The sequence below is a fragment of the Eubacterium sp. AF19-12LB genome (genome assembly GCF_003479125.1).
Classification (GTDB): domain Bacteria; phylum Bacillota; class Clostridia; order Lachnospirales; family Lachnospiraceae; genus Eubacterium_U; species Eubacterium_U album.
The window spans coordinates 1-23,291 of sequence record NZ_QUGP01000004.1 but is presented as its reverse complement, the minus strand read 5'-3'; the positions used below and the strand labels follow the sequence as shown (position 1 = coordinate 23,291).

Annotated in this window: 38 protein-coding genes and 1 rRNA gene; 38 read left to right on the top strand and 1 reads right to left on the bottom strand. The window is 34.6% G+C overall.

What is annotated here, in order from left to right:
- Positions 1-53: 53 nt before the first annotated feature.
- Together DWX29_RS04860 and DWX29_RS04855 are read left to right on the top strand one after the other, a co-directional pair.
- Entirely contained in the window at positions 54-530 is a 477-nt protein-coding gene (locus tag DWX29_RS04860) for a DNA-deoxyinosine glycosylase (RefSeq protein ID WP_118565286.1), read from the top strand.
- A 125-nt stretch (positions 531-655) separates the two neighbouring features.
- Complete coding sequence (locus tag DWX29_RS04855) at positions 656-1,306, top strand: 4'-phosphopantetheinyl transferase superfamily protein (RefSeq protein ID WP_118565285.1); 651 nt, start codon at positions 656-658, stop codon at positions 1,304-1,306.
- Between the two features lie 161 nt (positions 1,307-1,467).
- Here DWX29_RS04855 and DWX29_RS04850 read toward each other — a convergent pair whose 3' ends face one another.
- The gene (locus DWX29_RS04850) at positions 1,468-2,328 is read right to left on the bottom strand and encodes a class I SAM-dependent methyltransferase (protein ID WP_022088587.1); all 861 of its coding nucleotides are present in this window, start codon (positions 2,326-2,328) and stop codon (positions 1,468-1,470) included.
- Positions 2,329-2,832: 504 nt separating this feature from the next.
- Here DWX29_RS04850 and rpsJ point away from each other — a divergent pair.
- From rpsJ to DWX29_RS04670, 36 genes are all read left to right on the top strand, one after another.
- Positions 2,833-3,147, top strand: a complete 315-nt coding sequence (gene rpsJ, locus DWX29_RS04845) for a 30S ribosomal protein S10 (protein ID WP_022088586.1) — start codon at positions 2,833-2,835, stop codon at positions 3,145-3,147.
- A 133-nt stretch (positions 3,148-3,280) separates the two neighbouring features.
- Positions 3,281-3,916 carry a 50S ribosomal protein L3 gene (gene rplC, locus DWX29_RS04840; protein ID WP_022088585.1) on the top strand — a complete coding sequence of 212 codons (636 nt, stop codon included), beginning with the start codon at positions 3,281-3,283 and terminating at the stop codon, positions 3,914-3,916.
- A gap of 23 nt (positions 3,917-3,939) precedes the next feature.
- A complete protein-coding gene (gene rplD / locus DWX29_RS04835) occupies positions 3,940-4,560 on the top strand; it encodes a 50S ribosomal protein L4 (RefSeq protein ID WP_118565284.1) in 621 nt (206 codons plus the stop codon).
- On the top strand, positions 4,560-4,859 hold the full coding sequence (gene rplW / locus DWX29_RS04830; protein WP_118565283.1) for a 50S ribosomal protein L23: 300 nt from the start codon (positions 4,560-4,562) through the stop codon (positions 4,857-4,859). Before rplD ends, rplW begins: the two co-directional genes overlap by 1 nt.
- A 60-nt stretch (positions 4,860-4,919) precedes the next feature.
- Complete coding sequence (gene rplB, locus DWX29_RS04825; protein ID WP_022088582.1) at positions 4,920-5,762, top strand: 50S ribosomal protein L2; 843 nt, start codon at positions 4,920-4,922, stop codon at positions 5,760-5,762.
- Positions 5,763-5,776: 14 nt separating this feature from the next.
- Positions 5,777-6,052 (top strand): 30S ribosomal protein S19, encoded by a 276-nt coding sequence (gene rpsS / locus DWX29_RS04820; protein WP_022088581.1) that lies wholly within the window; start codon positions 5,777-5,779, stop codon positions 6,050-6,052.
- 31 nt (positions 6,053-6,083) lie between these two features.
- Positions 6,084-6,470 (top strand): 50S ribosomal protein L22, encoded by a 387-nt coding sequence (rplV, locus tag DWX29_RS04815; RefSeq protein ID WP_022088580.1) that lies wholly within the window; start codon positions 6,084-6,086, stop codon positions 6,468-6,470.
- Between the two features lie 10 nt (positions 6,471-6,480).
- The gene (gene rpsC / locus DWX29_RS04810) at positions 6,481-7,128 is read left to right on the top strand and encodes a 30S ribosomal protein S3 (RefSeq protein WP_118565282.1); all 648 of its coding nucleotides are present in this window, start codon (positions 6,481-6,483) and stop codon (positions 7,126-7,128) included.
- On the top strand, positions 7,128-7,565 hold the full coding sequence (gene rplP / locus DWX29_RS04805; protein ID WP_022088578.1) for a 50S ribosomal protein L16: 438 nt from the start codon (positions 7,128-7,130) through the stop codon (positions 7,563-7,565). Before rpsC ends, rplP begins: the two co-directional genes overlap by 1 nt.
- The gene (gene rpmC, locus DWX29_RS04800) at positions 7,555-7,764 is read left to right on the top strand and encodes a 50S ribosomal protein L29 (protein WP_022088577.1); all 210 of its coding nucleotides are present in this window, start codon (positions 7,555-7,557) and stop codon (positions 7,762-7,764) included. Before rplP ends, rpmC begins: the two co-directional genes overlap by 11 nt.
- A gap of 54 nt (positions 7,765-7,818) precedes the next feature.
- Positions 7,819-8,073, top strand: a complete 255-nt coding sequence (gene rpsQ / locus DWX29_RS04795) for a 30S ribosomal protein S17 (protein ID WP_022088576.1) — start codon at positions 7,819-7,821, stop codon at positions 8,071-8,073.
- Between the two features lie 31 nt (positions 8,074-8,104).
- Entirely contained in the window at positions 8,105-8,473 is a 369-nt protein-coding gene (gene rplN, locus DWX29_RS04790) for a 50S ribosomal protein L14 (protein WP_022088575.1), read from the top strand.
- A 13-nt stretch (positions 8,474-8,486) separates the two neighbouring features.
- Positions 8,487-8,798, top strand: coding sequence for a 50S ribosomal protein L24 (gene rplX, locus DWX29_RS04785; protein ID WP_022088574.1), 312 nt, complete (start codon positions 8,487-8,489; stop codon positions 8,796-8,798).
- Between the two features lie 22 nt (positions 8,799-8,820).
- Positions 8,821-9,360: a 50S ribosomal protein L5 gene (rplE, locus tag DWX29_RS04780; RefSeq protein WP_022088573.1), complete on the top strand. Its 540-nt coding sequence runs from the start codon at positions 8,821-8,823 to the stop codon at positions 9,358-9,360.
- A gap of 17 nt (positions 9,361-9,377) precedes the next feature.
- Positions 9,378-9,563 (top strand): type Z 30S ribosomal protein S14, encoded by a 186-nt coding sequence (locus tag DWX29_RS04775; protein ID WP_022088572.1) that lies wholly within the window; start codon positions 9,378-9,380, stop codon positions 9,561-9,563.
- 27 nt (positions 9,564-9,590) lie between these two features.
- Positions 9,591-9,992, top strand: coding sequence for a 30S ribosomal protein S8 (gene rpsH / locus DWX29_RS04770; protein ID WP_022088571.1), 402 nt, complete (start codon positions 9,591-9,593; stop codon positions 9,990-9,992).
- A gap of 90 nt (positions 9,993-10,082) precedes the next feature.
- Positions 10,083-10,625 carry a 50S ribosomal protein L6 gene (rplF, locus tag DWX29_RS04765; protein WP_022088570.1) on the top strand — a complete coding sequence of 181 codons (543 nt, stop codon included), beginning with the start codon at positions 10,083-10,085 and terminating at the stop codon, positions 10,623-10,625.
- Positions 10,626-10,642: 17 nt separating this feature from the next.
- Positions 10,643-11,005 carry a 50S ribosomal protein L18 gene (gene rplR / locus DWX29_RS04760; protein WP_022088569.1) on the top strand — a complete coding sequence of 121 codons (363 nt, stop codon included), beginning with the start codon at positions 10,643-10,645 and terminating at the stop codon, positions 11,003-11,005.
- An 18-nt stretch (positions 11,006-11,023) separates the two neighbouring features.
- A complete protein-coding gene (gene rpsE, locus DWX29_RS04755) occupies positions 11,024-11,533 on the top strand; it encodes a 30S ribosomal protein S5 (RefSeq protein WP_022088568.1) in 510 nt (169 codons plus the stop codon).
- A 16-nt stretch (positions 11,534-11,549) separates the two neighbouring features.
- The gene (gene rpmD, locus DWX29_RS04750; RefSeq protein ID WP_022088567.1) at positions 11,550-11,732 is read left to right on the top strand and encodes a 50S ribosomal protein L30; all 183 of its coding nucleotides are present in this window, start codon (positions 11,550-11,552) and stop codon (positions 11,730-11,732) included.
- Positions 11,733-11,754: 22 nt separating this feature from the next.
- On the top strand, positions 11,755-12,195 hold the full coding sequence (gene rplO / locus DWX29_RS04745) for a 50S ribosomal protein L15 (RefSeq protein ID WP_022088566.1): 441 nt from the start codon (positions 11,755-11,757) through the stop codon (positions 12,193-12,195).
- Positions 12,195-13,532: a preprotein translocase subunit SecY gene (gene secY, locus DWX29_RS04740; protein WP_022088565.1), complete on the top strand. Its 1,338-nt coding sequence runs from the start codon at positions 12,195-12,197 to the stop codon at positions 13,530-13,532. The genes rplO and secY overlap by 1 nt, the downstream gene beginning before the upstream one ends.
- A 79-nt stretch (positions 13,533-13,611) precedes the next feature.
- The gene (locus tag DWX29_RS04735; protein WP_022088564.1) at positions 13,612-14,256 is read left to right on the top strand and encodes an adenylate kinase; all 645 of its coding nucleotides are present in this window, start codon (positions 13,612-13,614) and stop codon (positions 14,254-14,256) included.
- 2 nt (positions 14,257-14,258) lie between these two features.
- Positions 14,259-15,011, top strand: a complete 753-nt coding sequence (gene map, locus DWX29_RS04730) for a type I methionyl aminopeptidase (protein WP_022088563.1) — start codon at positions 14,259-14,261, stop codon at positions 15,009-15,011.
- A gap of 23 nt (positions 15,012-15,034) precedes the next feature.
- Positions 15,035-15,253 (top strand): translation initiation factor IF-1, encoded by a 219-nt coding sequence (infA, locus tag DWX29_RS04725; RefSeq protein WP_022088562.1) that lies wholly within the window; start codon positions 15,035-15,037, stop codon positions 15,251-15,253.
- Between the two features lie 95 nt (positions 15,254-15,348).
- Positions 15,349-15,462, top strand: a complete 114-nt coding sequence (gene rpmJ, locus DWX29_RS04720) for a 50S ribosomal protein L36 (RefSeq protein ID WP_022088561.1) — start codon at positions 15,349-15,351, stop codon at positions 15,460-15,462.
- A 329-nt stretch (positions 15,463-15,791) separates the two neighbouring features.
- Positions 15,792-16,160 carry a 30S ribosomal protein S13 gene (gene rpsM / locus DWX29_RS04715; protein ID WP_022088560.1) on the top strand — a complete coding sequence of 123 codons (369 nt, stop codon included), beginning with the start codon at positions 15,792-15,794 and terminating at the stop codon, positions 16,158-16,160.
- 25 nt (positions 16,161-16,185) lie between these two features.
- Positions 16,186-16,581 carry a 30S ribosomal protein S11 gene (gene rpsK, locus DWX29_RS04710; RefSeq protein ID WP_022088559.1) on the top strand — a complete coding sequence of 132 codons (396 nt, stop codon included), beginning with the start codon at positions 16,186-16,188 and terminating at the stop codon, positions 16,579-16,581.
- Between the two features lie 17 nt (positions 16,582-16,598).
- Positions 16,599-17,192, top strand: a complete 594-nt coding sequence (gene rpsD, locus DWX29_RS04705) for a 30S ribosomal protein S4 (protein ID WP_022088558.1) — start codon at positions 16,599-16,601, stop codon at positions 17,190-17,192.
- Between the two features lie 35 nt (positions 17,193-17,227).
- Entirely contained in the window at positions 17,228-18,187 is a 960-nt protein-coding gene (locus tag DWX29_RS04700) for a DNA-directed RNA polymerase subunit alpha (RefSeq protein WP_022088557.1), read from the top strand.
- Between the two features lie 34 nt (positions 18,188-18,221).
- Positions 18,222-18,749 (top strand): L17 family ribosomal protein, encoded by a 528-nt coding sequence (locus DWX29_RS04695; protein ID WP_022088556.1) that lies wholly within the window; start codon positions 18,222-18,224, stop codon positions 18,747-18,749.
- Between the two features lie 287 nt (positions 18,750-19,036).
- Positions 19,037-19,888, top strand: coding sequence for an energy-coupling factor transporter ATPase (locus tag DWX29_RS04690; RefSeq protein WP_117908984.1), 852 nt, complete (start codon positions 19,037-19,039; stop codon positions 19,886-19,888).
- 9 nt (positions 19,889-19,897) lie between these two features.
- Positions 19,898-20,755, top strand: coding sequence for an energy-coupling factor transporter ATPase (locus DWX29_RS04685; RefSeq protein WP_118565281.1), 858 nt, complete (start codon positions 19,898-19,900; stop codon positions 20,753-20,755).
- An 80-nt stretch (positions 20,756-20,835) separates the two neighbouring features.
- On the top strand, positions 20,836-21,672 hold the full coding sequence (locus DWX29_RS04680; protein WP_118565280.1) for an energy-coupling factor transporter transmembrane component T: 837 nt from the start codon (positions 20,836-20,838) through the stop codon (positions 21,670-21,672).
- Between the two features lie 133 nt (positions 21,673-21,805).
- Positions 21,806-22,546 (top strand): tRNA pseudouridine(38-40) synthase TruA, encoded by a 741-nt coding sequence (truA, locus tag DWX29_RS04675; RefSeq protein WP_022088552.1) that lies wholly within the window; start codon positions 21,806-21,808, stop codon positions 22,544-22,546.
- A 529-nt stretch (positions 22,547-23,075) separates the two neighbouring features.
- Positions 23,076-23,291: ribosomal RNA gene (locus DWX29_RS04670) — 16S ribosomal RNA — on the top strand; the annotation flags it as partial.

The following is a 23,291-nucleotide window of genomic DNA, read 5'->3' as shown; positions in this document are numbered from 1 at the left end:
AAACATTTTATGCTATAATAAATGATAATTAAAATAAAAAGAAAGAAGACATTATGATTACACATCCAATTGAACCAATATATAATCAAAAATCAAAAATTTTAATATTAGGTAGCTTTCCATCTGTTAAATCCAGAGAAGAAGGATTCTTTTATGGACATCCACAGAATAGATTTTGGAAAGTATTAGCTGCCATATTTAATGAAAATATACCACAAACAATTCAGGAGAAAAAAGAATTTTTGCTTAATAATAAAGTGGCAGTGTGGGATGTAATTCATTCATGTGAAATTACAGGGTCTTCAGATAGTAGCATTAAAAATGTTGAAGTGAATGATTTGACAAGAATATTAAATACAGCAGATATAAAACAGATATTTGTTAATGGAAAGAAAGCGTATTCACTTTATAACAAATATATGAAACAGATAGTGATGAAAGAAGCAATATGCCTTCCATCCACAAGCCCTGCAAATGCTGCATGGAATATAGACAGACTTGTTGAAGCATGGAAAATTATAAATGAGTGATTAAATAAGAAATATATATAGCAATAATTAGAATAGAAAGATAGCAAAATATAATTTATAAAATAATTAGAATTTGAACAAAACAATAATAAACATATAACTTGCAAAAGGGAGTAAATAATTTTATGAAAATATATTACTATAATGTAGAAAAATTATCTGATAAATCAGTATATTCAAAATATTATGAAATGATGGATGAAGATAGGAAAAATAAAATAGATAGAATAAATCAGGAAGATAAAAAAATGCAAAGTCTTGCAGCTGGAATTCTTATACAGCATATAAGAAAAACTGAAAAAGAAGACAGTAAGATATTAATTGACAAATATAACAAGCCTTCATTTGAAGATGGTAAAATTAAATTTAACATATCACATTCAAATAAGTATGCAGTAGCTGCTGTTTCTGCTTATGAAATAGGAATAGATACTGAAGATGTTAAAAGAAAGAATAAGTTTACTATGAAAGAAAGAAGGATTGTTAATACCTGCTTTGCTCCTAAAGAACAAAAATACATTTATGATATAGGAACAGAACAGGGAAAACTACAGAGATTTTTTAGGGTGTGGACTATAAAAGAAGCTTATGTAAAAATGGAAGGGACAGGAATAATAAGACCATTTTATACATTTGAAGTGGATTTCGAAGAGGAAAGGCCAAAAATTATTGCAGACAAAGAGATGATGATAACTGAAATGAAAATTGGAATAAGCAATTTAGTGTCAGTATGTCATAACATAAATGATAGTGAATATACGATAGAGGAATTATAAAATAATAGAAAATATAAAAATAAATGGCAACTAGATGGGTAATTCTTTACTGGTTATAATAGATATTAAACATAAATATATTATAGTAGGAAAATAATAAAGAATAGAAAAAAGTTGAAGTAAAGATTGTTGTAATCCTAACTTCAACTTCTTTGATAAAATTATTTACACCAACGACCAGAGGCTCCACAAGGAAGAACCAGACCATTGCCGCTTACAGGAACTCCAATTTCATCTGAAATAACAGTTCCGCCGAATTTTGATTTAACTTCAGTTGATAACATATATGTTAAAACTGAAGGCGCAAGACCTGTAGTATATGAATTAATTAAGTAAAATAATGGATCGTCAGACAAGACTTCCGTACATAATTTTACAAAATCATAAATGGAATCTTCTATTTTCCAAATTTCACCACCAGGACCACGGCCGTAAGAAGGTGGATCCATTATGATTGCATCGTATTTGTTGCCACGACGTATTTCTCTTTTTACAAATTTAGTGCAATCATCAACTAACCAACGAATAGGTGCGTCTTTTAATCCGGAAGAAACAGCATTTTCCTTTGCCCATGTTACCATGCCTTTAGAAGCATCAACGTGAGTGACAGAAGCACCCGCATTAGCAGCAGCTAAAGTTGCACCACCGGTATAAGCAAATAAATTTAATACTTTAATTGGTCGACCGGCATTTTTAATTTTTTCAGAACACCAATCCCAATTTGTTGCCTGTTCAGGAAATAAACCTGTATGTTTGAAACTAAATGGTTTAAGGTTGAATGTTAATTCTTTATAATTAATAGACCATTGTTCCGGTAAATCAAAGAAATCCCATTGACCACCGCCTTTTTTACTTCTATAATAATGCCCATTTAATTTATTCCAACGTTTATCTTTCTTTGGAGTATGCCAAATGACCTGAGGATCAGGTCTAACTAATATGTAATCACCCCAACGCTCTAGTTTTTCGCCGTCTGAAGTATCAATTACTTCATAATCTTTCCAATTGTTAGCAATCCACATAATTAATATAAAATCCTATCTTTAAAAATTTTAATCATTGTATTATAATGACCAATGGTTATATATTACAATTTGAGAAAATAAAAGTCAATAAAAGCAGAAAACTACCTATTATATATAGAAGAAAGAAATTAAAGAGTAAATTATGAGATTTAAATTTAAAAATGAATTTTGAAATGATAGTGTAGAAAAAGTATTGATAAATAGCCAAATTAGGTAAAATAAAATTTTTTGAAAAAATGGTTGCAATTTATATTTTCATGTTGTATACTAATTCATGCTGTGACATTGATAGCGTTGAAACGAGAGGTTGCTACAGTAATGTAGGTTTTCCGCGGAGCGAATGTCAAGTTAGGAAACTGGCGACAAGTCACTGTACTAAAAACGAGTCCACCATAGAAGTGGAAACACGTGGGTAAGTTGTGAATAATCACAAAACACACGGAAAGGTTGTACAGTCACCGCTTGTCGTGCTAATAGTACGAAAAGGAGGCGGCTTTTTTTATGGCACAAGTAATGAGAATCACATTAAAGGCTTATGATCACAAATTAATCGATCAGTCAGCTGCAAAAATTGTTGAAACTGCAAAGAGTTCAGGAGCAGAAGTTAGTGGCCCTGTACCACTTCCAACAAAGAAGGAAGTAATCACAATTCTTAGAGCTGTACATAAGTACAAAGACTCAAGAGAACAGTTTGAACAGAGAACTCATAAGAGACTCATTGATATTGTTACACCAACACAGAAAGCAGTAGATGCTTTGGCAAGATTAGAAATGCCAGCAGGTGTATATATCGACATTAAGATGAAGAATAAATAATTCATCGCAATTTACTTATTTTAATAGGTAAAAAACGAAATAGTGAATTATCCTTGAAGGTTTAAATAGATTGAACTGTTCTAGGATGATCGCGGTGGCGCGATCCGCTGTAGATTAACAGGAGGTAATTAATATGAAGAAAGCTATTTTAGCTACAAAGGTTGGAATGACTCAGATTTTCAACGAAGATGGAAGTTTAGTACCAGTAACCGTTCTTCAGGCTGGACCATGTGTAGTAACACAGGTTAAGACAGTAGAAAATGATGGATACAGTGCTGTACAGGTTGGATTCGGTGAAAAGAGAGAAAAGTTAGTCAACAAGCCAATGAAAGGTATGTTTGACAAAGCTGGAGTTCCTTACAAGAGATTTGTAAGAGAATTTAAGTTTGAAAATGCTGAAGAGTATTCAGTGAAAGACGAAATCAAGGCAGACATCTTTACTGCTGGAGACAAAGTTGACGCATCAGCAATTGCAAAGGGAAAAGGATTCCAGGGTGCAATTAAGAGACATGGTCAGTCAAGAGGACCTATGGCTCACGGTTCTAAGTATCATAGACATGCCGGATCAAACGGTGCATGTTCAAGCCCAAGCAAGGTGTTTAAAGGAAAGAAAATGCCAGGTCATATGGGTGCTAAGAAGGTAACAACACAGAACCTTGAAATTGTTAGAGTTGATGCAGAAAACAACTTAATCCTAGTAAAGGGCGCTGTACCAGGACCTAAGAAAGCTTTAGTAACTATTAAAGAAACATGTAAGTCTGGTAAGTAGATTTTGGAAGGAGGAACACGCAGATGGCAAAAGTATCTGTTTTAAATATGGAAGGTAAACAGGTTGATGAAATCGAATTAAACGATGCCGTATTTGGTGTAGAAGTTAAAGAAAACTTAGTGCATCAGGCAGTATTGAGTCAGCTTGCTAATGACCGTCAAGGAACACAGAAAGCTAAAACTCGTTCAGAAGTTAGCGGTGGCGGAAGAAAGCCTTGGAGACAGAAGGGAACTGGTCATGCAAGACAGGGTTCTACAAGAGCTCCACAGTGGACAGGCGGCGGAGTTGTATTCGCACCAGTTCCAAGAGATTATTCATTCAAGATGAATAAGAAAGAAAAAAGAGCAGCTCTTAAGTCAGTATTGACAGACAGAGTTAATGAAAATAAGTTTATCGTAGTTGACGACATTAAGTTTGAAGCACCTAAGACAAAAGATTTTGTAAAGATGATGAACAACTTAAACGTAAGTAAAGCATTGGTTGTATTAAAAGACAACGATGTAAATACTGTAATGTCAGCTAAGAACATCCCTACAGTAAAAACTGCTTTAACTAACACAATTAATGTTTATGACATTCTCAAATATGATGTTGTAGTTATCGATAAGGCAGCTGTAGCAACAATCGAGGAGGTGTATGCATAATGGCAGATATCAAATATTATGACGTAATCCTCTCTCCAGTAATTACTGAGAAGAGCATGAACGCTATGGCAGATAAGAAATATACATTCTACGTACACACAGATGCAACTAAGACTCAGGTTAAAGAAGCAGTTGAAAAAATGTTCGAAGGAACAAAGGTTGCTAAAGTTAACACAATGAACTTAGAAGGAAAGAAACGTAGAAGAGGAATGACAATTGGAAAGACAGCTAAGAAGAAAAAAGCTATCGTTCAGTTGACAGAAGACAGTGCAGATATTGAAATCTTCGCTGGTTTATAAGAATAATAAGTAAACGCAAGAAAAGCGTGATAACAAATTGAATTCGAAAGGAGAATAAAAATGGGAATTAAGACATTTAACCCATATACCCCTTCAAGAAGAGCTATGACTACTCTTGATAATGCAGAAATTACTAAAGCAACTCCTGAAAAATCTTTAGTAGTATCTCTCAAGAAAAATGCTGGTCGTAACAATCAGGGTAAAATTACAGTAAGACATCATGGTGGTGGTTCAAGAAGAAAATACAGAATCATCGACTTCAAGAGAAATAAAGTTGATATTCCTGCTACAGTTATTAGCATCGAATATGATCCAAATAGAACTGCAAACATCGCATTAATCAGTTATGCAGATGGTGAAAAGGCTTACATCCTTGCTCCTAACGGACTTAAGGTTGGAGCTACAGTTATGAACGGTGAAAATGCAGAAGTTAAAGTTGGTAACTGTTTACCACTTTCAGCTATCCCTGTAGGTACAGAAGTTCATAACATTGAATTATATCCAGGTAAGGGCGGACAGTTAGTTCGTGCAGCTGGAAATGCAGCGCAGTTAATGGCTAAAGAAGGAAAGTATGCAACACTTAGACTTCCTTCAGGAGAAATGAGAATGGTTCCAGTTATTTGCCGTGCAACAGTTGGTACAGTAGGTAACATTGAACATGGTCTTGTAAATATCGGTAAAGCCGGACGTAAACGTAATATGGGTATTAGACCTACAGTTCGTGGTTCTGTTATGAACCCTAATGACCATCCACACGGTGGTGGTGAAGGACGTGCGCCAATCGGACGTTCTGGCCCATGTACACCTTGGGGTAAACCAGCACTTGGTTTGAAGACTCGTAAGAAAAATAAGAAGTCTAACAAGTTAATCATTAGAAGACGTGACGGAAAGAACATGAAATAAGGAGGTAGGAACTAATGGCTAGATCATTAAAAAAAGGCCCATTCGCGGATGAGAGCTTATTAAAGAAAGTCGAAGCTATGAACGCTTCAGGTGACAAGTCTGTTATTAAAACTTGGTCACGCCGTTCAACAATTTTTCCACAGATGGTTGGACATACAATCGCTGTTCATGACGGTAGAAAGCATGTGCCAGTATATGTAACTGAAGATATGGTTGGACATAAACTTGGTGAATTTGTTGCTACTAGAACTTATAGAGGACACGGTAAAGACGAAAAGAAGGGTAGATAATACCTGTAGATTTTGAAAGGAGGTCTCATCTATGGCTAAAGGACATAGATCCCAGATAAAGAGAGAAAGAAATGCTAATAAAGATACTAGACCATCAGCTAAGTTGTCTTACGCTAGAGTGTCAGTACAGAAGGCATGTTTCGTATTAGATGCGATCAGAGGAAAAGACGTAGAGTCAGCAATCGGTATTTTAACATACAACCCAAGATACGCATCAAGCGTTATATTAAAATTATTACAGTCAGCAATTGCAAATGCTGAAAACAACAACAATATGGATGTTAGCAAACTTTATATTGCTGAGTGTTACGCAGGTAGCGCTCCAACAATGAAGAGAATTAAACCTAGAGCACAGGGTAGAGCTTATAGAATCTTAAAGAGAAATAGCCACATTACAATCGTGCTCGATGAAAGATAGGAGGCAAAGTATGGGACAGAAAGTTAATCCACATGGCTTAAGAGTCGGAGTTATTAAGGACTGGGACTCAAAGTGGTACGCTGAAGCTGATTTTGCAGACAATCTTGTTGAAGATTACAAAATCAGAGAATATCTTAAAAAGAAATTATACAGCGCAGGTGTTTCTAAGATTGAAATCGAAAGATCATCTGACAGAGTGAGAGTAAACATTTATACAGCTAAGCCTGGTATCGTAATCGGTAAGGGTGGCGCTGAAATTGAAAAAGTTAAAGCTGAAGTTCAGAAAATGACAAGCAAGAAGTTATTTATGGACGTTAAAGATATCAAGAGACCTGACAAGGACGCTCAGTTAGTAGCTGAAAACATTGCTACACAGTTAGAAAACCGTGTATCTTTCAGAAGAGCAATGAAGTCTACAATGTCAAGAACAATGAAGAGTGGAGCTTTAGGAATTAAGGTTGCATGTTCAGGACGTCTTGGTGGTGCTGATATGGCTCGTACAGAATTCTATAGTGAAGGAACAATTCCACTTCAGACATTACGTGCCGATATCGAATATGGTTTCGCTGAAGCTGATACAACTTACGGAAAAGTAGGTGTTAAGGTTTGGATTTACAACGGCGAAATACTTCCAACTAAAGAAGGGAGCGATAAATAATGTTAATGCCTAAGAGAGTTAAACATAGAAAACAGTTTCGTGGTTCTATGAGAGGTAAAGCAACAAGAGGAAATAAGATCACTTACGGTGAATTTGGTATTGTTGCAACAGAACCAGCTTGGATTAAGTCAAATCAGATTGAAGCAGCTCGTATTGCTATGACTCGTTACATCAAGCGTGGTGGTAAAGTTTGGATTAAAATTTTCCCAGATAAACCAGTAACTACAAAACCAGCTGAAACACGTATGGGTTCCGGTAAAGGAACACTTGAATATTGGGTAGCAGTTGTTAAACCAGGACGTGTAATGTTCGAAATCTCTGGTGTTCCTGAAGAAATAGCTAGAGAAGCATTACGTCTTGCTACACACAAGCTTCCAGTAAAATGTAAGATTGTTTCACGTGAAGATTTAGAAGGCGGTGATAACAGTGAAAATTAAGACATATGTAGAAGATTTAAAGACAAAATCAGCTGCAGAATTAAATGATGAATTAGTAGCTGCTAAAAAGGAATTATTTAATTTAAGATTCCAGAACGCAACAAACCAGTTAGACAACACAAGCAGAATCAAAGAAGTTAGAAAAAATATTGCTAGAATTCAGACAGTAATATTTGAAAAGACAAACGCTGCTGAATAGTTTTAGGTTAATCCAATCCACTACAGGTGGAAAGTTAAGAAAGGAGAAATTGTTGTGGAAAGAAATTTAAGAAAAACACGTACAGGTAAAGTTGTAAGTGATAAGATGGATAAGACAATCACAGTTGCTGTAGAAGATCATGTAAAGCATCCATTATACAACAAGATTGTTAAAAGAACTTATAAGTTAAAAGCTCATGACGAAGAAAACCAGTGCGGAATTGGTGATACAGTAAGAGTTATGGAAACAAGACCATTATCAAAAGATAAGAGATGGAGACTTGTAGAAATTATTGAAAAGGCAAGATAATTTGCCTGGATTATAGAAGGAGGAATACAGCATGATTCAACAGGAAAGTAGACTTAAAGTTGCTGATAACACAGGAGCTAAAGAATTACTTTGCATCAGAGTTATGGGCGGATCTACAAGAAGATACGCAAGTATCGGTGACGTAATCGTTGCTACTGTAAAAGATGCAACACCAGGCGGTGTTGTTAAAAAAGGTGATGTAGTAAAGGCCGTAGTAGTTCGTACTGTTAAAGGCGCTCGTCGTAAAGATGGTTCATACATCAGATTTGACGAAAATGCAGCTGTAATTATAAAAGATGATAAGACCCCAAGAGGAACTCGTATTTTTGGGCCGGTAGCCAGAGAATTAAGAGAGAAACAGTTCATGAAAATTGTTTCTTTGGCACCAGAAGTATTATAGGAGGTGTGCTTAGATGTCAGCTATGAAGATTAAAAAAGGCGACACTGTTAGAGTAATCGCTGGTAAAGATAAGTTTAAAGAAGGAAAAGTTTCTTCTGTAGACAAAAAGAACAATAAGGTTACTGTTGAAGGTGTCAACATGCGTACAAAGCACACAAAACCAAGTGCTCAGAACCAGAATGGTGGCATTGTAACACAGGAAGGACCAATTGATGCTTCAAATGTAATGTATGTTCATAAGGGACAGCCAACAAGAGTTGGATACAAATTTGAAGACGGAAAGAAAGTTCGTGTTGCAAAATCAACAGGCGAAGTTATTGATTAATTGAGAGAGGAGGTCCGGAAAGTTGAGTAGACTTAAGGAGACTTATAAGAATGAGATTATGGATGCCATGACAAAGAAGTTCGGTTATAAGAACGTAATGCAGGTACCTAAGCTTGATAAAATTGTAATTAACATGGGCGTTGGCGAAGCTAAAGAGAACGCTAAGATTTTAGATACAGCTGTTAAAGATCTTGAAATTATTTCAGGACAGAAGGCTGTTGTAACAAGAGCTAAAAACTCAGTAGCTAACTTCAAATTAAGAGAAGGACAGCCAATCGGATGTAAAGTTACTCTTAGAGGAGAAAAGATGTACGAATTCTTAGATAGATTAGTAAACCTTGCACTTCCTCGTGTACGTGACTTTAGAGGAGTTAACCCAAATGCATTCGACGGAAGAGGAAATTATGCTTTAGGAATTAAAGAACAGTTAATTTTCCCTGAAATTGAATACGATAAAGTAGACAAAGTTAGAGGTATGGACATAATTTTTGTTACTACAGCTAACACAGATGAAGAAGCTCGTGAATTATTGACATTATTTAATATGCCATTTGCAAAATAGTTTTAGGAGGTAAATCCATGGCTAGAACTGCTATGAAAGTTAAACAGCAACGTAAAGCTAAATTCTCTACACAAGAATACAGTCGTTGTAGAATTTGTGGTCGTCCACATGCTTATTTAAGAAAATACGGAATTTGCAGAGTTTGCTTCCGTGAATTAGCATACAAAGGACAGATACCAGGCGTTAAAAAAGCAAGCTGGTAAGAGATAAATTGATAGGAGGAAAGAAACATGACTATGAGTGATCCAATCGCAGATATGCTTACAAGAATCCGTAACGCAAACACTGCTAAACATGATACAGTTGATGTTCCTGCATCAAAGATGAAATTAGCTATCGCTGAAATTCTTTTAAATGAAGGATATATCAAGAAGTATGAAGTCATTGAAGACGGTAATTTTAAAACAATCAGAATCACATTAAAATATGGTAAAGATAAGAATGATAAAGTTATTTCAGGAATCAAGAAGATTTCTAAGCCGGGTCTTCGTGTTTACGCTAGTAAAGACGAACTTCCAAGAGTTCTTGGAGGACTTGGAATTGCAATCATTTCTACAAACAAAGGTGTGGTTACAGATAAAGTTGCAAGAAAAGAAAACGTTGGTGGAGAAGTTCTCGCTTTCGTTTGGTAGGAAGAAAATAACGTTAAGAGATGAGATAAGATTGAAGAGTTTCTCTTCTTTCTTAGTCCAACTCTTCATTATTAATAAGGAGGTAACGGCATGTCACGTATAGGAAGAATGCCTATCGCTATACCAGCAGGAGTAACTGTTGATATTGCAGAAAATAATAAGGTGACTATTACAGGACCTAAGGGAACTCTTGAAAGAGTATTACCTGCGGAAATGGAAATTAAAAAAGACGGTGAAGAAATCATCGTTAGCAGACCAAATGATTTAAAGAAAATGAAATCATTACACGGTCTTACAAGAACACTTATCAACAATATGGTTGTTGGTGTTACAGAAGGATACCAGAAAGTTCTTGAAATCAACGGTGTTGGTTACAGAGGACAGAAACAGGGAAATAAATTAATTCTTTCATTAGGTTATTCACATCCAGTAGAAATGGAAGATCCAGAAGGAATCACAGTTGAAATGGATGGACAGAATAAGATAATAATTAAAGGTATTGATAAAGAAAAAGTAGGCCAGTACGCTGCTGAAATCAGAACAAAGAGAGCACCTGAACCTTACAAAGGAAAAGGTATCAAATATGAAGATGAAGTTATCAGACGTAAAGTTGGTAAGACTGGTAAGAAATAATTAAAGGAGTGTAAGAAATGATTAGTAAGAAATCAAGAAGCGAAATTCGTGTTAAAAAGCATAACAGACTGCGTAATCATTTAAGTGGAACAACAGAATGTCCACGTTTAGCAGTTTTCAGAAGTAATAATCATATGTATGCTCAAATTATTGACGATACAGTTGGAAAGACTCTTGTAGCTGCTTCAACACTTGAAGCTAAGAAAGAGTTAGAAAAAACTAATAACGTTGATGCTGCAGCATATGTAGGTAAGCTTATTGCTGAAAGAGCAATTGAAAAAGGTATTAAAGAAGTTGTTTACGATAGAGGCGGCTTTATATATCAGGGTAAAGTTAAAGCATTAGCTGATGCAGCTAGAGAAGCTGGATTAGAATTTTAGTTGAGGAGGATAACACACATGAGACGTGAAATAATTGATGCAAGTCAGTTAGAATTAGAAGAAAAAGTAGTGTCTATCAAACGTGTTACTAAGGTTGTTAAAGGTGGACGTAATGCCAGATTCTCAGCTTTAGTAGTAGTTGGAGACAAAAATGGACACGTTGGTGCAGGCGTTGGAAAAGCAGCTGAAATTCCTGAAGCTATTCGTAAAGGTAAAGAGGATGCTATGAAGAGTCTCGTAAGCGTACCAATGGATGAAAATAAGAGTGTAACATTTGATACAATCGGTAAATTCGGAAGTGCTTCTGTATTACTTAAGAAGGCTCCAGAAGGTACTGGTGTAATCGCTGGTGGTCCTGCTCGTAGTGTAGTTGAACTTGCAGGTATTACAAACATCCGTACAAAATCTTTAGGATCTAACAATAAGCAGAACGTAGTTCTTGCTACAATTGAAGGTTTAGCTTCATTAAAGACTCCAGAAGAAGTAGCTGCACTTCGCGGTAAATCTGTTGAAGAGATTTTAGGCTAGTAGGAGGTAATTAGAAATGGCAGATAAATTAAAAATTACTTTGGTAAAATCAACAATTGGAGCAGTTCCAAAGAATAGAAAAACTGTTGAAGCTTTAGGTCTTACAAAGATTAACAAGACAGTTGAAATGCCTGACAACGCTGCAGTCAGAGGTATGATTCAGAAAGTTAGACATTTAGTAAAAGTTGAAGAAATATAATCAATAGATAGGAGGTGCGACAATGGATTTATCAAATTTAAAGCCAGCAGATGGTTCAAAGCATAGTGATAATTTCAGAAGAGGCCGTGGACATGGTTCAGGAAATGGCAAGACAGCAGGTAAGGGTCACAAAGGACAGAAAGCTCGTTCAGGAAGCCCAAGACCTGGTTTCGAAGGTGGTCAGATGCCATTATATAGAAGAATTCCTAAGAGAGGTTTTACATGTATTAATTCAAAGAAAATAGTAGGTATTAATGTAAGTGCATTAGAAAGATTTGATAATGACACTACAGTTACTGTAGAAACTCTTTTAGAAAGCGGAGTTATTAAGAATCCACGTGATGGCGTTAAGATTCTTGGTAATGGCGAATTAACAAAGAAGCTTACAGTAAAAGTTAATGCTTTTAGTGAAGGAGCAAAAGCTAAGATTGAAAGCCTTGGCGGAACATGTGAGGTGATCTAATGTTAGAAACACTTCGTAATGCTTTAAAAGTTAAAGAAATAAGAAAAAGATTATTGTACACATTTATGATGTTAGTAGTAGTAAGATTAGGTAGTCAGATACCACTTCCATTTGTAAATGGTGATACAGTTAAATCAATAACATCACAGTTTAGCGAAGGGGCTTTCAGCTTCTTCGCTGCTATTACAGGTGGTTCAATGGAAAATATGTCTATTTTCGCATTGAGTATTACACCTTACATTACAGCTTCCATCATCATCCAGTTATTAACAATTGCAATTCCTAAGTTAGAGGAAATGCAGAAAGATGGTGAAGAAGGAAGAAAGAAACTTGCAGAAATTACAAGATATGTAACAGTAGCATTAGCACTTATCGAAAGTACAGCCATGACAATTGGATTTGCAAATCAGGGATTGTTTAATACAGATACAATCACAATCTCAAATATGAGTACATTCCGTCATGTTGGTGTAATCGTTATGGGCGTTGTTGCTATGACAGCCGGTTCAGCAGCACTTATGTGGATTGGTGAACAAATTACAGAAAGTGGTGTTGGTAATGGTATTTCTATCGTGTTAGTAATTAACATTGTATCAAGAATGCCAAGTGATATTGCCGGATTATTTACAAATTATGTAACAGGAGCAAGTTCAATTGGTGGAAAGATTTTAGCGATTATTATTATAATTGCTGTAGTAGTTGGAATTATTGCTTATGTAGTATGGCTTCAGGATGGTGTTCGTCACATCGGCGTTCAGATGTCTCAGAAAGTACAGGGAAGACGTCAGGTTGGTGGACAACAGTCAACAATTCCTTTGAAAGTTAATACTGCAGGTGTTATCCCAATTATCTTTGCATCATCAATTTTGCAATTCCCAGTTGTAATTGCACAATTTTTTGGAAAAACACCTGAATGGACAAACTATTTAAGTCAGTCACATTGGTGTAATCCTGCACATATGAAATATTCAATCGGATTTGTTGCTTACATAGTAATGATTATATTCTTTGCATATTTCTATACTTCAATAACATTTAACCCTAGAGAGGTTGCTAAGAACCTTAACGACAGAGGTGGATTTATTACAGGTATCAGAAGTGGTAAGCCAACAGTAGAATATTTGACAAATATATTAAACTACATTATTTTAATTGGAGCAATCGGACTTATTATTGCAGCTTGTATTCCAATTGTAGCTTCAGGAGTTGCTGGAGCAAATGTTTCTTTTGGTGGTACATCAATAATCATCATTGTAGGTGTTATTCTTGAAACAATAACAACAGTTAAATCAATGATGACAGAACGTAAGTATCAGAATGTAAAAGGAATCTTTTAGTAGCATAGGGGGCAGTCACCAGACTAGTCCCCTTGATTGCTAGAATAGAAAAATTAAGAAGTTGTGAGGATTGTAAACTATGAAAATAATTATGTTAGGCGCGCCTGGTGCAGGAAAAGGAACACAGGCAAAGATGATCGCTGAGAAATATAATATACCACATATTTCTACAGGGGATATTTTTAGAGCAAATATTAAAAATGGAACTGAATTAGGGAAAAAAGCTAAGGAATATATTGATCAGGGACAGTTAGTACCGGATGAATTAACATTAGACTTAGTTATGGATAGATTTAAAAAAGATGACTGTAAAAACGGTTATGTATTAGATGGTTTCCCAAGAACTATTCCGCAGGCACAGGCTTTAGATGAAGCGTTAAAAGCAATTGGCGAGAAAGTTGATTATGCAATTGATGTTGATGTGCCGGATGAAAATATCGTAAGAAGAATGGGTGGAAGAAGAGCTTGCGTATCTTGTGGAGCAACATACCACGTTGTATACAACCCAACTAAGGTTGAAGGCAAGTGTGACAGATGTGGAAACGATTTAATAATAAGAGATGATGATAAACCGGAAACAGTTTTGAAAAGATTAGATGTTTATCATAAACAAACACAGCCTTTAATTGATTATTATAATGAACAAGGCGTATTAAGAAGTGTTGATGGTACAATTGACATGAATGATGTGTTTGCTGCGATAAATGATATTTTAGGAGCATAACAATGGCGGTAACAATTAAATCAGAGAGAGAAATTGAACTCATGAGACAGGCAGGCAAGTATATTGCAATGGCTCACGCAGAGTTAGAAAAAGAAGTAAAGCCTGGAATGAGTACTTATCAAATTGATAAAATTGGTGAAGAAATAATTAGAAGTTATGGTTGTATTCCTACATGCTTAGGCTATGAAGGATATCCTGCTTCATTGTGTATTTCTGTTAATGATGAAGTAGTACATGGAATTCCAAGAAAAGACCGTTTTGTAGAAAATGGTGATATTGTCAGCTTAGATTTTTGTTTAAGCTATAAAGGATATCAGTCTGATTGCGCCAGAACATTGGCAATTGGAGAAATAAGTGATGATGCAAAACAGTTAATCGAAGTGACAAAACAATGTTTTTTTGAAGGAATTAAATATGCTAAAGAAGGTTGCCATTTATATCAGATATCAGCAGCTATAAATGATTATGCTGATAAATTCGGATATGGTGTAGTAAGAGACTTAGTAGGACATGGTATTGGTAGAGAAATGCATGAAGACCCACAAATTCCAAACTTCAGACAAAGAAGAAGAGGAATGAAGTTACAGGCTGGAATGACATTGTGCATAGAACCTATGATAAATATGGGAAGAGCAGATGTAGCATTTATGGATGATGATTGGACAGTAGTAACAGATGATGGAAGTTTAGCAGCTCATTATGAAAATACAGTTCTTATTACAAAAGGAGAACCGGAAATACTTACTTTGATTTAACCGAAAAAAAGGAGGATATATAAATGTCTAAAGCAGATGTAATTGAAATAGAAGGAAAGGTAATTGAAAAATTACCAAACACAATGTTTCGTGTTGAATTGGAAAATGGACATGTAGTATTAGCTCATATAAGTGGAAAACTTCGCATGAACTACATTAAAATTTTACCAGGAGACAAAGTAACAATTGAGATGTCACCATATGATTTATCTAAAGGAAGAATTATCTGGAGAGATAAATAATATGGTTGATAAATAAATTTAAAAGTTTTTGTTGCTATATTTTGACAAGTGTGTTAATATATATAACGGACTTTTTTTGAAAGGAGGATTTTTCAATGAAGGTAAGATCATCAGTTAAACCAATTTGCGAAAAATGCAAAGTCATTAAAAGAAAGGGAAGCGTTAGAGTTATCTGCGAAAATCCTAAGCATAAACAGCGTCAGGGTTAATTTCTGACATATTGAGTGAATATTTGGTTGTATTCACTTGTTTGTGCACTTTAAGAAGTTGTGTAATATCACAACGAATTAATTTGCGGCTGCAGTAGCAATATGCTACTATTAGATATTAGTAGTAAGAGAATTTTCAAGTACGTTTTCTTACTATATTAATCAGCGAATAGCTGAGAAACAGAATGTGGATGCTTAAAAATTGCTGATTAAGCATCAAGAAACAATTTAACGTTAGGTTACATGGGTGCGCACAACATTTCAGACGTGCAAAGCACGGGCTGCGTAATTTGTGGAACTTATCAATTTAACTAATGGAGGTTATACACATGGCTCGTATTTCAGGTGTTGATTTACCAAGAGAAAAGAGAGTTGAAATTGGCTTGACTTATATTTATGGAATTGGACTTCCAAGCTCACAGAGAATTTTAGCTGAAGCTAATGTAGATCCTAACACACGTTGTAAAGATTTAACAGACGATGAAGTTAAGAAGATTAGCGAAGTTATCGATGCAAGCCAGACTGTTGAAGGTGATTTAAGAAGAGAAATCGCTTTAAACATTAAGAGATTACAAGAAATTGGATGTTACAGAGGAATTCGTCATAGAAGAGGACTTCCTGTTCGCGGTCAGAAGACAAAGACTAATGCAAGAACAAGAAAAGGTCCAAAGAGAACTGTAGCAAATAAGAAGAAATAGTACCCATAAGGGAGGTTAGTTTAAAATGGCTAAAAAAGTTACAAAGAAAGTGACAAAAAAGCGTATTAAGAAAAACGTTGAACACGGACAGGCACATATCCAGGCATCATTTAACAATACAATTGTTACATTAACAGATGCTGAAGGAAATGCCTTATCATGGGCAAGTGCTGGTGGTCTAGGATTTAGAGGTTCAAAGAAATCTACTCCTTATGCAGCTCAGATGGCAGCTGAAACTGCAACAAAAGCAGCTTTAGTACATGGCTTAAAGACAGTAGATGTTATGGTTAAAGGTCCAGGTTCAGGTAGAGAAGCAGCAATTCGTGCTTTAGCAACTTGTGGACTTGAAGTTACAAGTATCAAGGATGTTACTCCTGTTCCACATAATGGATGTCGCCCACCAAAGCGTAGAAGAGTCTAATTTAGGAGGGAATAGAAATGGCAGTAAATAGAGTTCCTGTTCTTAAAAGATGTAGATCTCTCGGTTTAGATCCGATTTATTTAGGAATAGACAAGAAATCAAATAGAAACTTAAACAGATCTAGTAGAAAAATGAGTGAATATGGACTTCAGTTAAGAGAAAAACAGAAAGCTAAATTCATTTATGGTGTTTTAGAAAAACCTTTCAGAAATTACTTCAAGAAGGCTTCAAAGATGCCAGGTCAGACAGGTGAAAACCTTATGATTTTATTAGAACGTAGACTTGATAATGTTGTATTCCGTATGGGATATGCTAGAACAAGAAAAGAAGCAAGACAGATTGTTGATCATAAGCACGTATTAGTAAACGGAAAGCAGGTTAACATTCCTTCTTACTTAATTAAAGCAGGCGATGTTATCGAAATTAAAGAAGGTTGCAAGTCATCACAGAGATACAAAGATATCGTAGAAGTGACTGGCGGAAGAACAGTTCCATCATGGCTTGAAGCAGACCAGGAAAATCTTAAGGGTGAAATTAAAGAACTTCCAAAGAGAGAAGAGATTGATGTTCCCGTAGATGAAATGCTTATTGTCGAATTATATTCTAAATAAGCTTAAGCAATTCCCAATAAAGGAGGGGCTAATTAGTGTTCGATTTTGAAAGACCAAATATAATAACAGAGAAATCAGAAGATGGTAGATATGGTAAGTTTGTTGTAGAACCTCTTGAAAGAGGTTACGGAACAACACTTGGCAATGCATTAAGAAGAATTATGCTTTCTACATTACCAGGTGCAGCTGTAAGCCAGATTAAAATTGACGGAGTTCTTCATGAATTCAGTTCAATACCAGGTGTAAAAGAAGATGTTACTGAAATAATTTTAAATATCAAACAGCTTGCTATTAAAAACAATAGTGCTACTAATGAACCAAAGGTTGCACATATTGAAGCAAGTGGAGATTGTGTTGTAACAGCAGCTGATATTCAAGTAGATTCTGATATTGAGATTTTAAACCCAGAGTTGGTTATTGCAACACTTAACGGTGGCGCAGACAGCAAGCTTAGTATGGAATTAATTATCACAAAAGGCAGAGGATACATTAGTGCTGACAAGAATAAGAATGATAGTTTACCAATCGGCGTAATTGCTGTAGATTCAATCTACACACCAGTTGAAAGAGTAAATATGTCAGTACAGAATACTCGTGTAGGCCAGGTAACTGATTTTGATAAACTTACATTGGATGTTTATACAAACGGCACTTTGGAAACAGACGAAGCTGTTAGTTTAGCAGCTAAGGTTCTCAGCGAACACTTAAAACTGTTTATTGATTTGTCAGAAAATGCAAGAAATGCAGAAGTAATCGTAGATGCTGTAGATGATGAAATCGATAAAGTGTTAGAAATGAACATTGATGAGTTGGAATTATCAGTTCGTTCATACAATTGTTTGAAGAGAGCAGGTATCAATACAGTTGAGGAATTAACAAACAAGACTCCTGAAGATATGATGAAGGTTAGAAACTTAGGCCGTAAATCATTAGATGAAGTGCTTGCGAAGTTGAAAGAACTCGGCCTTGAATTGAGACCAAGCGATGAAAACTAATATTTATTAGTTTAAATATTATGGAGGTAAGAAAATGGCAGGTTATAGAAAACTTGGAAGAACTTCAAGTCAAAGAAAAGCTTTAATTAGAGGTCAGGTTACAAGTCTTTTAAATAACGGCAAGATTGTTACTACTGAAGCAAGAGCTAAAGAAATTCGTAAAGTTGCTGAAGGTCTTATTGCATTAGCAGTTAAAGAAAAAGATAACTTTGATGAAGTAACAGTTGTAGCTAAAGTAGCTCGTAAAGATAAAGATGGCAAGAATGTTAAAGAAGTCGTAGACGGCAAGAAAGTAACAGTATATGATGAAGAACAGAAGACAATCAAGAAAGATCAGCCTTCACGTCTTCATGCTAGACGTCAGATGAACAAAGTTCTTTACGATGTAACAGAAAATGCTACAGGTAAGAAGAAAGACAGAAAGAAAGTTGACTTAACTAACAAGTTATTTGATGAAATTGCTCCAAAGTATGCAGATCGTAATGGCGGATATACAAGAATTGTAAAAATCGGTCAGAGAAAAGGTGATGCTGCAATGGAAGTATTACTTGAATTAGTATAATAAATAAAGTTTAACTTATATATAAAACGGACAAATGTTGTTGATAAGGCAATGTTTGTCCGTTTTGTTATATAGGCTTTTTGTCAAGCATGGGGTTAATCCAAATTGTAAGAAAAGATAAATAAGTAATTATATTTTGCTACGCCAAATAAAACCAATAACAAAATTTTGACTATTATAAGGTGAAATATAAAACTATATAGAAAAAATTATTGCTATAATTTCAATTATGTGCAAAAATAAAGCGTGAATAAAACTTGAAATTCAAAACAATTTGAGGATATGACATGGGAATAATTAATATAAAACATTTGGTTCATAAATTTAAAGACAATGATGAAAATGCAGAAATAATAACAGCCATTGATGGCGTAGATCTTGATGTAGAAGAAGGACAGTTTATTGCAATATTAGGTCATAATGGTTCAGGTAAATCGTCTTTGGCAAAACATATTAATGCGTTGCTTGCTCCGACTGAAGGAACAGTTTTAATATCCGGGATGAATACTAAAGATGAAAAGAAAATTTGGGATATAAGACAACAGGCAGGAATGGTATTTCAGAATCCTGATAATCAGATTGTATCGGCTGTTGTTGAAGAAGATGTAGCATTTGGACCGGAAAATCTGGGTGTTCCAACCGAAAAAATATGGGAACAGGTAAATTATGCGCTAAAAGCAGTTGATATGACTGCGTATAGACTTCATTCTCCAATGAAATTATCAGGCGGACAGAAGCAAAGAGTAGCAATAGCAGGAATAATAGCAATGGAACCTAAATGCATTATATTAGACGAACCTACAGCAATGCTTGATCCAATTGGAAGGGAAGAAGTTATTTCAACATTAGAAGAACTGAACAAGGCTAAAAATATAACAATTATCTTAATTACACATCATATGAGTGAAACTATACATGCAGATAAAATATTTGTAATGAATAAGGGAAAAATAGAATTACAGGGAACACCAAGAGAAGTTTTCTGTGAAGTTGAAAAAATGAAGGAATTAGGACTTGAAGTTCCGCAGGTTACAGAATTAGGCTTTGAATTACAAAAGGAAGGCTTAAACATAAAAAATGGGACATTAGAGATAGATGAGTTAGTAGATGAGATAGTTAGGGTATACAATAATAACTAGGAGGCCAAAATGGGAATACGACTTGAAAATGTATGCTACACATATGGCAGTGATACTACAAGTGAAATAAAAGCGTTAAATAACGTTAATTTGGAAATAAATAAAGGTGAATTTGTTGCAATTATAGGACACACAGGCTCTGGAAAATCAACATTAATACAGCATTTTAACGGATTGGAAAGACCAAAGAGCGGAAATGTATTTTATAATAATGAAAATATATATGAAAATAATTATGATTTGCGAAAACTTAGATGCAAAGTCGGGATTGTTTTTCAATATCCGGAGCATCAGTTATTTGAAGAAACAGTGCTTAAAGATGTCTGTTTCGGCCCAATGAATATGGGAATGAGCAGGGAAGAAGCAGAAAAAAAGGCTAAATTAGTGCTTGAACAGGTTGGAATAAACGAAAAATGCTATAACAAATCTCCTTTCGAACTGTCAGGCGGACAAAAAAGAAGAGTAGCAATAGCAGGAGTTCTGGCTATGAATCCAGAAATAATAGTCTTAGATGAACCAACTGCGGGATTAGATCCAAAAGGAAGGGATAAAATTTTAAATAGAATTAAAGAATTACATGATAATACAGGCATAGGAGTTATTTTGGTGTCTCATAGCATGGAAGATGTAGCAAATTATGCACAGCGCCTTATCGTAATAAATAATGGTAAGATAAAATATGATGGAATGCCAAAGGATGTATTTAAGCATTATAAAGAATTAGAAAAGATGGGACTTAAAGCACCCCAGATTACGTATATTATGCATAAGTTAAAAGAAAAAGGGTTAGATGTAGATGAGAATGTTATAACAATTGAAGAAGCACGTGAAAATATTATGCAATGTCTAAATAGAAAAGACATTTAGAACAATAGTAATAATATATAGAAAGGTATGCAAAGTCGTAATTTAATAGATACTAAAAAGACTTTGAATTAGATAGATAAATGGCAGAAATAACATTAGGACAATATTATCCTGAAAATTCAATAATTCATAAATTAGATCCTAGGGTAAAACTATTTGGCACTTTAATATTTATAATAGCTATTTTTTCAACAAATAACATTATAGGATTACTTGTAATTGTAATGTTTTTGGCAATTATAATAAAAATATCTAAAGTACCATTTGCAAAAATAATAAAAGGGATAAAAGGAATATTATTTTTACTTGTATTTACGATAGTGTTAAATATTTTATTTACCCCAGGAACACCAATCATAACATTTTGGATAATTAAAATAACTAAAGAAGGATTAATAACAGGTGGATTTTTAACATTTAGATTAACATTTTTAGTGTTGAGTACATCTGTTTTGACATTAACCACTACACCTAACGATTTATCAGACGGATTGGAAAAATCATTTGCATTTTTAAATAAAATACACTTTCCGGTACATGAAATGGCAATGATGATGTCTTTAGCCTTAAGGTTCATTCCGACTTTAGTTGAGGAAACAGAGAAAATAAAAAAAGCTCAAATGGCAAGAGGAGCAGACTTTGAAACAGGCGGACTTATGCAGCGTGTTAAAAGTTTAATACCATTGTTAGTACCACTATTTGTTTCTTCTATAAGAAGAGCGCTGGATTTAGCGATGGCTATGGAAGCGAGATGTTATCATGGTGGCAATAGAACAAAATTAAAACCACTTGTTTATAAGAAAAAGGATAAAATATCATATTTAGTATTAGTTGGCTTTTTGTGTGTGATATTAGGAGCAGGATTTGTTACGAATAATTTAGTGATGTTTAAGTTTCTGAGCATAAAAGCAAGCTAAAATATGATAAATATATTAGTAAAAATAAAATTGTATTAATAAACAATAGAAAAATAAAATAAGTTATTAATAATTTGCAAATATAATCTTGTAATATATACAATTAATCGTTTATTAGGAGAATTATAAATAAATGAAGAGAGTAAAATTAATTATAGCGTATGATGGCACAAATTATTGTGGATGGCAAATACAAATAAATGGAATAACTGTAGAGGAAGTGCTTAATAAAGCTATAAGTGAATTGACAGGAGTAGAAACAGCTGTTATTGGAGCGAGTAGAACTGATTCGGGGGTCCATGCTATGGGAAATGTAGCTGTTTTTGATACGGAATCAAAAATTCCGGGTGAGAAATTTTCATTTGCATTAAATCAAAGACTGCCTAATGATATTAGAATACAAAAATCAGAGGAAGTTCCGTTGGAATGGCATCCGAGATTTTGTAATAGTACAAAAACATATGAATATAAGATTTTAAATAGAAAATTTGATATGCCAACGCAGAGACTATATACCCACTTTGTATATATGCCCTTAAATGTTGAAAAAATGAAAGAAGCAGCAAAATATATAGTAGGAGAACATGACTTTGCAAGTTTTTGCTCATCGGGAAGTCAGGTTGAAAGTACAGTTAGAACCGTATATAGATTAGAGGTAGATAAAAATGACGATGTCATATCAATAATAATATCTGGTAATGGGTTCTTATATAATATGGTGAGGATAATTGTAGGTACTTTAATAAAAGTAGGATTGGGAGTTTATCCACCAGAATATGTAAAAGAAATAATAGAGGCAAAAGATAGAAATGCAGCGGGACCTAAAGCACCGGCATGTGGCTTAATGCTGGTTAAGATAGACTATGAGGATTGAATGAAAAAATAACTATAAACTAAAGTCTAAGAAGAAATAGAAAATATGATGATTCCACCATATAGAAGATTATTCTATATAGTGGAATTTTCTTTATTAATTGCACAAAATATTAAAGTTAGACAAATAAAGAGGGTAGAATTTAAATTTGCAAGATAACATACAAATGAAGAATGAAGAAAAATAAATAAAATTGAAAAAAAGTGTTGACAATTGTATATAAAAGTTGTATTCTATTCAAGCTGACTGTTGAGACAGCAGTTCAGACAGAAAAATTTAATTGATTCTAAGTTTTGAATAACGAAGAAAAATATAAAAAAGTTGTTGACAAAGCAGAGCAATCGTGATAATATAAACGAGTTGCTGCTGAAACGGCAACAAGCAAAACAAGAACATTGATAATTGAACAGCAACCATCCCTGAAAATGAATAAAAGATTTTCAGTGAACGTCATCAGAAATGATGAATTCCAAAACAACAGTAATTGATGGAAGAATGGCTAACGTCATTCTGAAATGGATTAAAAACTTTAAACGAGAGTTTGATCCTGGCTCAGGATGAACGCTGGCGGCGTGCTTAACACATGCAAGTCGAACGAAGCACCATGGACAGAATTTTTCGGAAGGACGACTATGGCGACTTAGTGGCGGACGGGTGAGTAACGCGTGGGTAACCTGCCCTGTACCGGGGGACAACAGTTGGAAACGACTGCTAATACCGCATAAGCGCACAGCATCGCATGATG

What these genes read in the sequence shown, in the direction of transcription:
- DWX29_RS04860 (WP_118565286.1), top strand. Translation starts at nt 54, where the DNA reads ATGATTACACATCCAATTGAACCAATATATAATCAAAAATCAAAAATT.
- DWX29_RS04855 (WP_118565285.1), top strand. Translation starts at nt 656, where the DNA reads ATGAAAATATATTACTATAATGTAGAAAAATTATCTGATAAATCAGTA.
- DWX29_RS04850 (WP_022088587.1), bottom strand. Translation starts at nt 2,328, where the DNA reads ATGTGGATTGCTAACAATTGGAAAGATTATGAAGTAATTGATACTTCA.
- rpsJ (WP_022088586.1), top strand. Translation starts at nt 2,833, where the DNA reads ATGGCACAAGTAATGAGAATCACATTAAAGGCTTATGATCACAAATTA.
- rplC (WP_022088585.1), top strand. Translation starts at nt 3,281, where the DNA reads ATGAAGAAAGCTATTTTAGCTACAAAGGTTGGAATGACTCAGATTTTC.
- rplD (WP_118565284.1), top strand. Translation starts at nt 3,940, where the DNA reads ATGGCAAAAGTATCTGTTTTAAATATGGAAGGTAAACAGGTTGATGAA.
- rplW (WP_118565283.1), top strand. Translation starts at nt 4,560, where the DNA reads ATGGCAGATATCAAATATTATGACGTAATCCTCTCTCCAGTAATTACT.
- rplB (WP_022088582.1), top strand. Translation starts at nt 4,920, where the DNA reads ATGGGAATTAAGACATTTAACCCATATACCCCTTCAAGAAGAGCTATG.
- rpsS (WP_022088581.1), top strand. Translation starts at nt 5,777, where the DNA reads ATGGCTAGATCATTAAAAAAAGGCCCATTCGCGGATGAGAGCTTATTA.
- rplV (WP_022088580.1), top strand. Translation starts at nt 6,084, where the DNA reads ATGGCTAAAGGACATAGATCCCAGATAAAGAGAGAAAGAAATGCTAAT.
- rpsC (WP_118565282.1), top strand. Translation starts at nt 6,481, where the DNA reads ATGGGACAGAAAGTTAATCCACATGGCTTAAGAGTCGGAGTTATTAAG.
- rplP (WP_022088578.1), top strand. Translation starts at nt 7,128, where the DNA reads ATGTTAATGCCTAAGAGAGTTAAACATAGAAAACAGTTTCGTGGTTCT.
- rplN (WP_022088575.1), top strand. Translation starts at nt 8,105, where the DNA reads ATGATTCAACAGGAAAGTAGACTTAAAGTTGCTGATAACACAGGAGCT.
- rplX (WP_022088574.1), top strand. Translation starts at nt 8,487, where the DNA reads ATGTCAGCTATGAAGATTAAAAAAGGCGACACTGTTAGAGTAATCGCT.
- DWX29_RS04775 (WP_022088572.1), top strand. Translation starts at nt 9,378, where the DNA reads ATGGCTAGAACTGCTATGAAAGTTAAACAGCAACGTAAAGCTAAATTC.
- rpsH (WP_022088571.1), top strand. Translation starts at nt 9,591, where the DNA reads ATGACTATGAGTGATCCAATCGCAGATATGCTTACAAGAATCCGTAAC.
- rplF (WP_022088570.1), top strand. Translation starts at nt 10,083, where the DNA reads ATGTCACGTATAGGAAGAATGCCTATCGCTATACCAGCAGGAGTAACT.
- rplR (WP_022088569.1), top strand. Translation starts at nt 10,643, where the DNA reads ATGATTAGTAAGAAATCAAGAAGCGAAATTCGTGTTAAAAAGCATAAC.
- rpsE (WP_022088568.1), top strand. Translation starts at nt 11,024, where the DNA reads ATGAGACGTGAAATAATTGATGCAAGTCAGTTAGAATTAGAAGAAAAA.
- rpmD (WP_022088567.1), top strand. Translation starts at nt 11,550, where the DNA reads ATGGCAGATAAATTAAAAATTACTTTGGTAAAATCAACAATTGGAGCA.
- rplO (WP_022088566.1), top strand. Translation starts at nt 11,755, where the DNA reads ATGGATTTATCAAATTTAAAGCCAGCAGATGGTTCAAAGCATAGTGAT.
- secY (WP_022088565.1), top strand. Translation starts at nt 12,195, where the DNA reads ATGTTAGAAACACTTCGTAATGCTTTAAAAGTTAAAGAAATAAGAAAA.
- DWX29_RS04735 (WP_022088564.1), top strand. Translation starts at nt 13,612, where the DNA reads ATGAAAATAATTATGTTAGGCGCGCCTGGTGCAGGAAAAGGAACACAG.
- map (WP_022088563.1), top strand. Translation starts at nt 14,259, where the DNA reads ATGGCGGTAACAATTAAATCAGAGAGAGAAATTGAACTCATGAGACAG.
- infA (WP_022088562.1), top strand. Translation starts at nt 15,035, where the DNA reads ATGTCTAAAGCAGATGTAATTGAAATAGAAGGAAAGGTAATTGAAAAA.
- rpmJ (WP_022088561.1), top strand. Translation starts at nt 15,349, where the DNA reads ATGAAGGTAAGATCATCAGTTAAACCAATTTGCGAAAAATGCAAAGTC.
- rpsM (WP_022088560.1), top strand. Translation starts at nt 15,792, where the DNA reads ATGGCTCGTATTTCAGGTGTTGATTTACCAAGAGAAAAGAGAGTTGAA.
- rpsK (WP_022088559.1), top strand. Translation starts at nt 16,186, where the DNA reads ATGGCTAAAAAAGTTACAAAGAAAGTGACAAAAAAGCGTATTAAGAAA.
- rpsD (WP_022088558.1), top strand. Translation starts at nt 16,599, where the DNA reads ATGGCAGTAAATAGAGTTCCTGTTCTTAAAAGATGTAGATCTCTCGGT.
- DWX29_RS04695 (WP_022088556.1), top strand. Translation starts at nt 18,222, where the DNA reads ATGGCAGGTTATAGAAAACTTGGAAGAACTTCAAGTCAAAGAAAAGCT.
- DWX29_RS04690 (WP_117908984.1), top strand. Translation starts at nt 19,037, where the DNA reads ATGGGAATAATTAATATAAAACATTTGGTTCATAAATTTAAAGACAAT.
- DWX29_RS04685 (WP_118565281.1), top strand. Translation starts at nt 19,898, where the DNA reads ATGGGAATACGACTTGAAAATGTATGCTACACATATGGCAGTGATACT.
- DWX29_RS04680 (WP_118565280.1), top strand. Translation starts at nt 20,836, where the DNA reads ATGGCAGAAATAACATTAGGACAATATTATCCTGAAAATTCAATAATT.
- truA (WP_022088552.1), top strand. Translation starts at nt 21,806, where the DNA reads ATGAAGAGAGTAAAATTAATTATAGCGTATGATGGCACAAATTATTGT.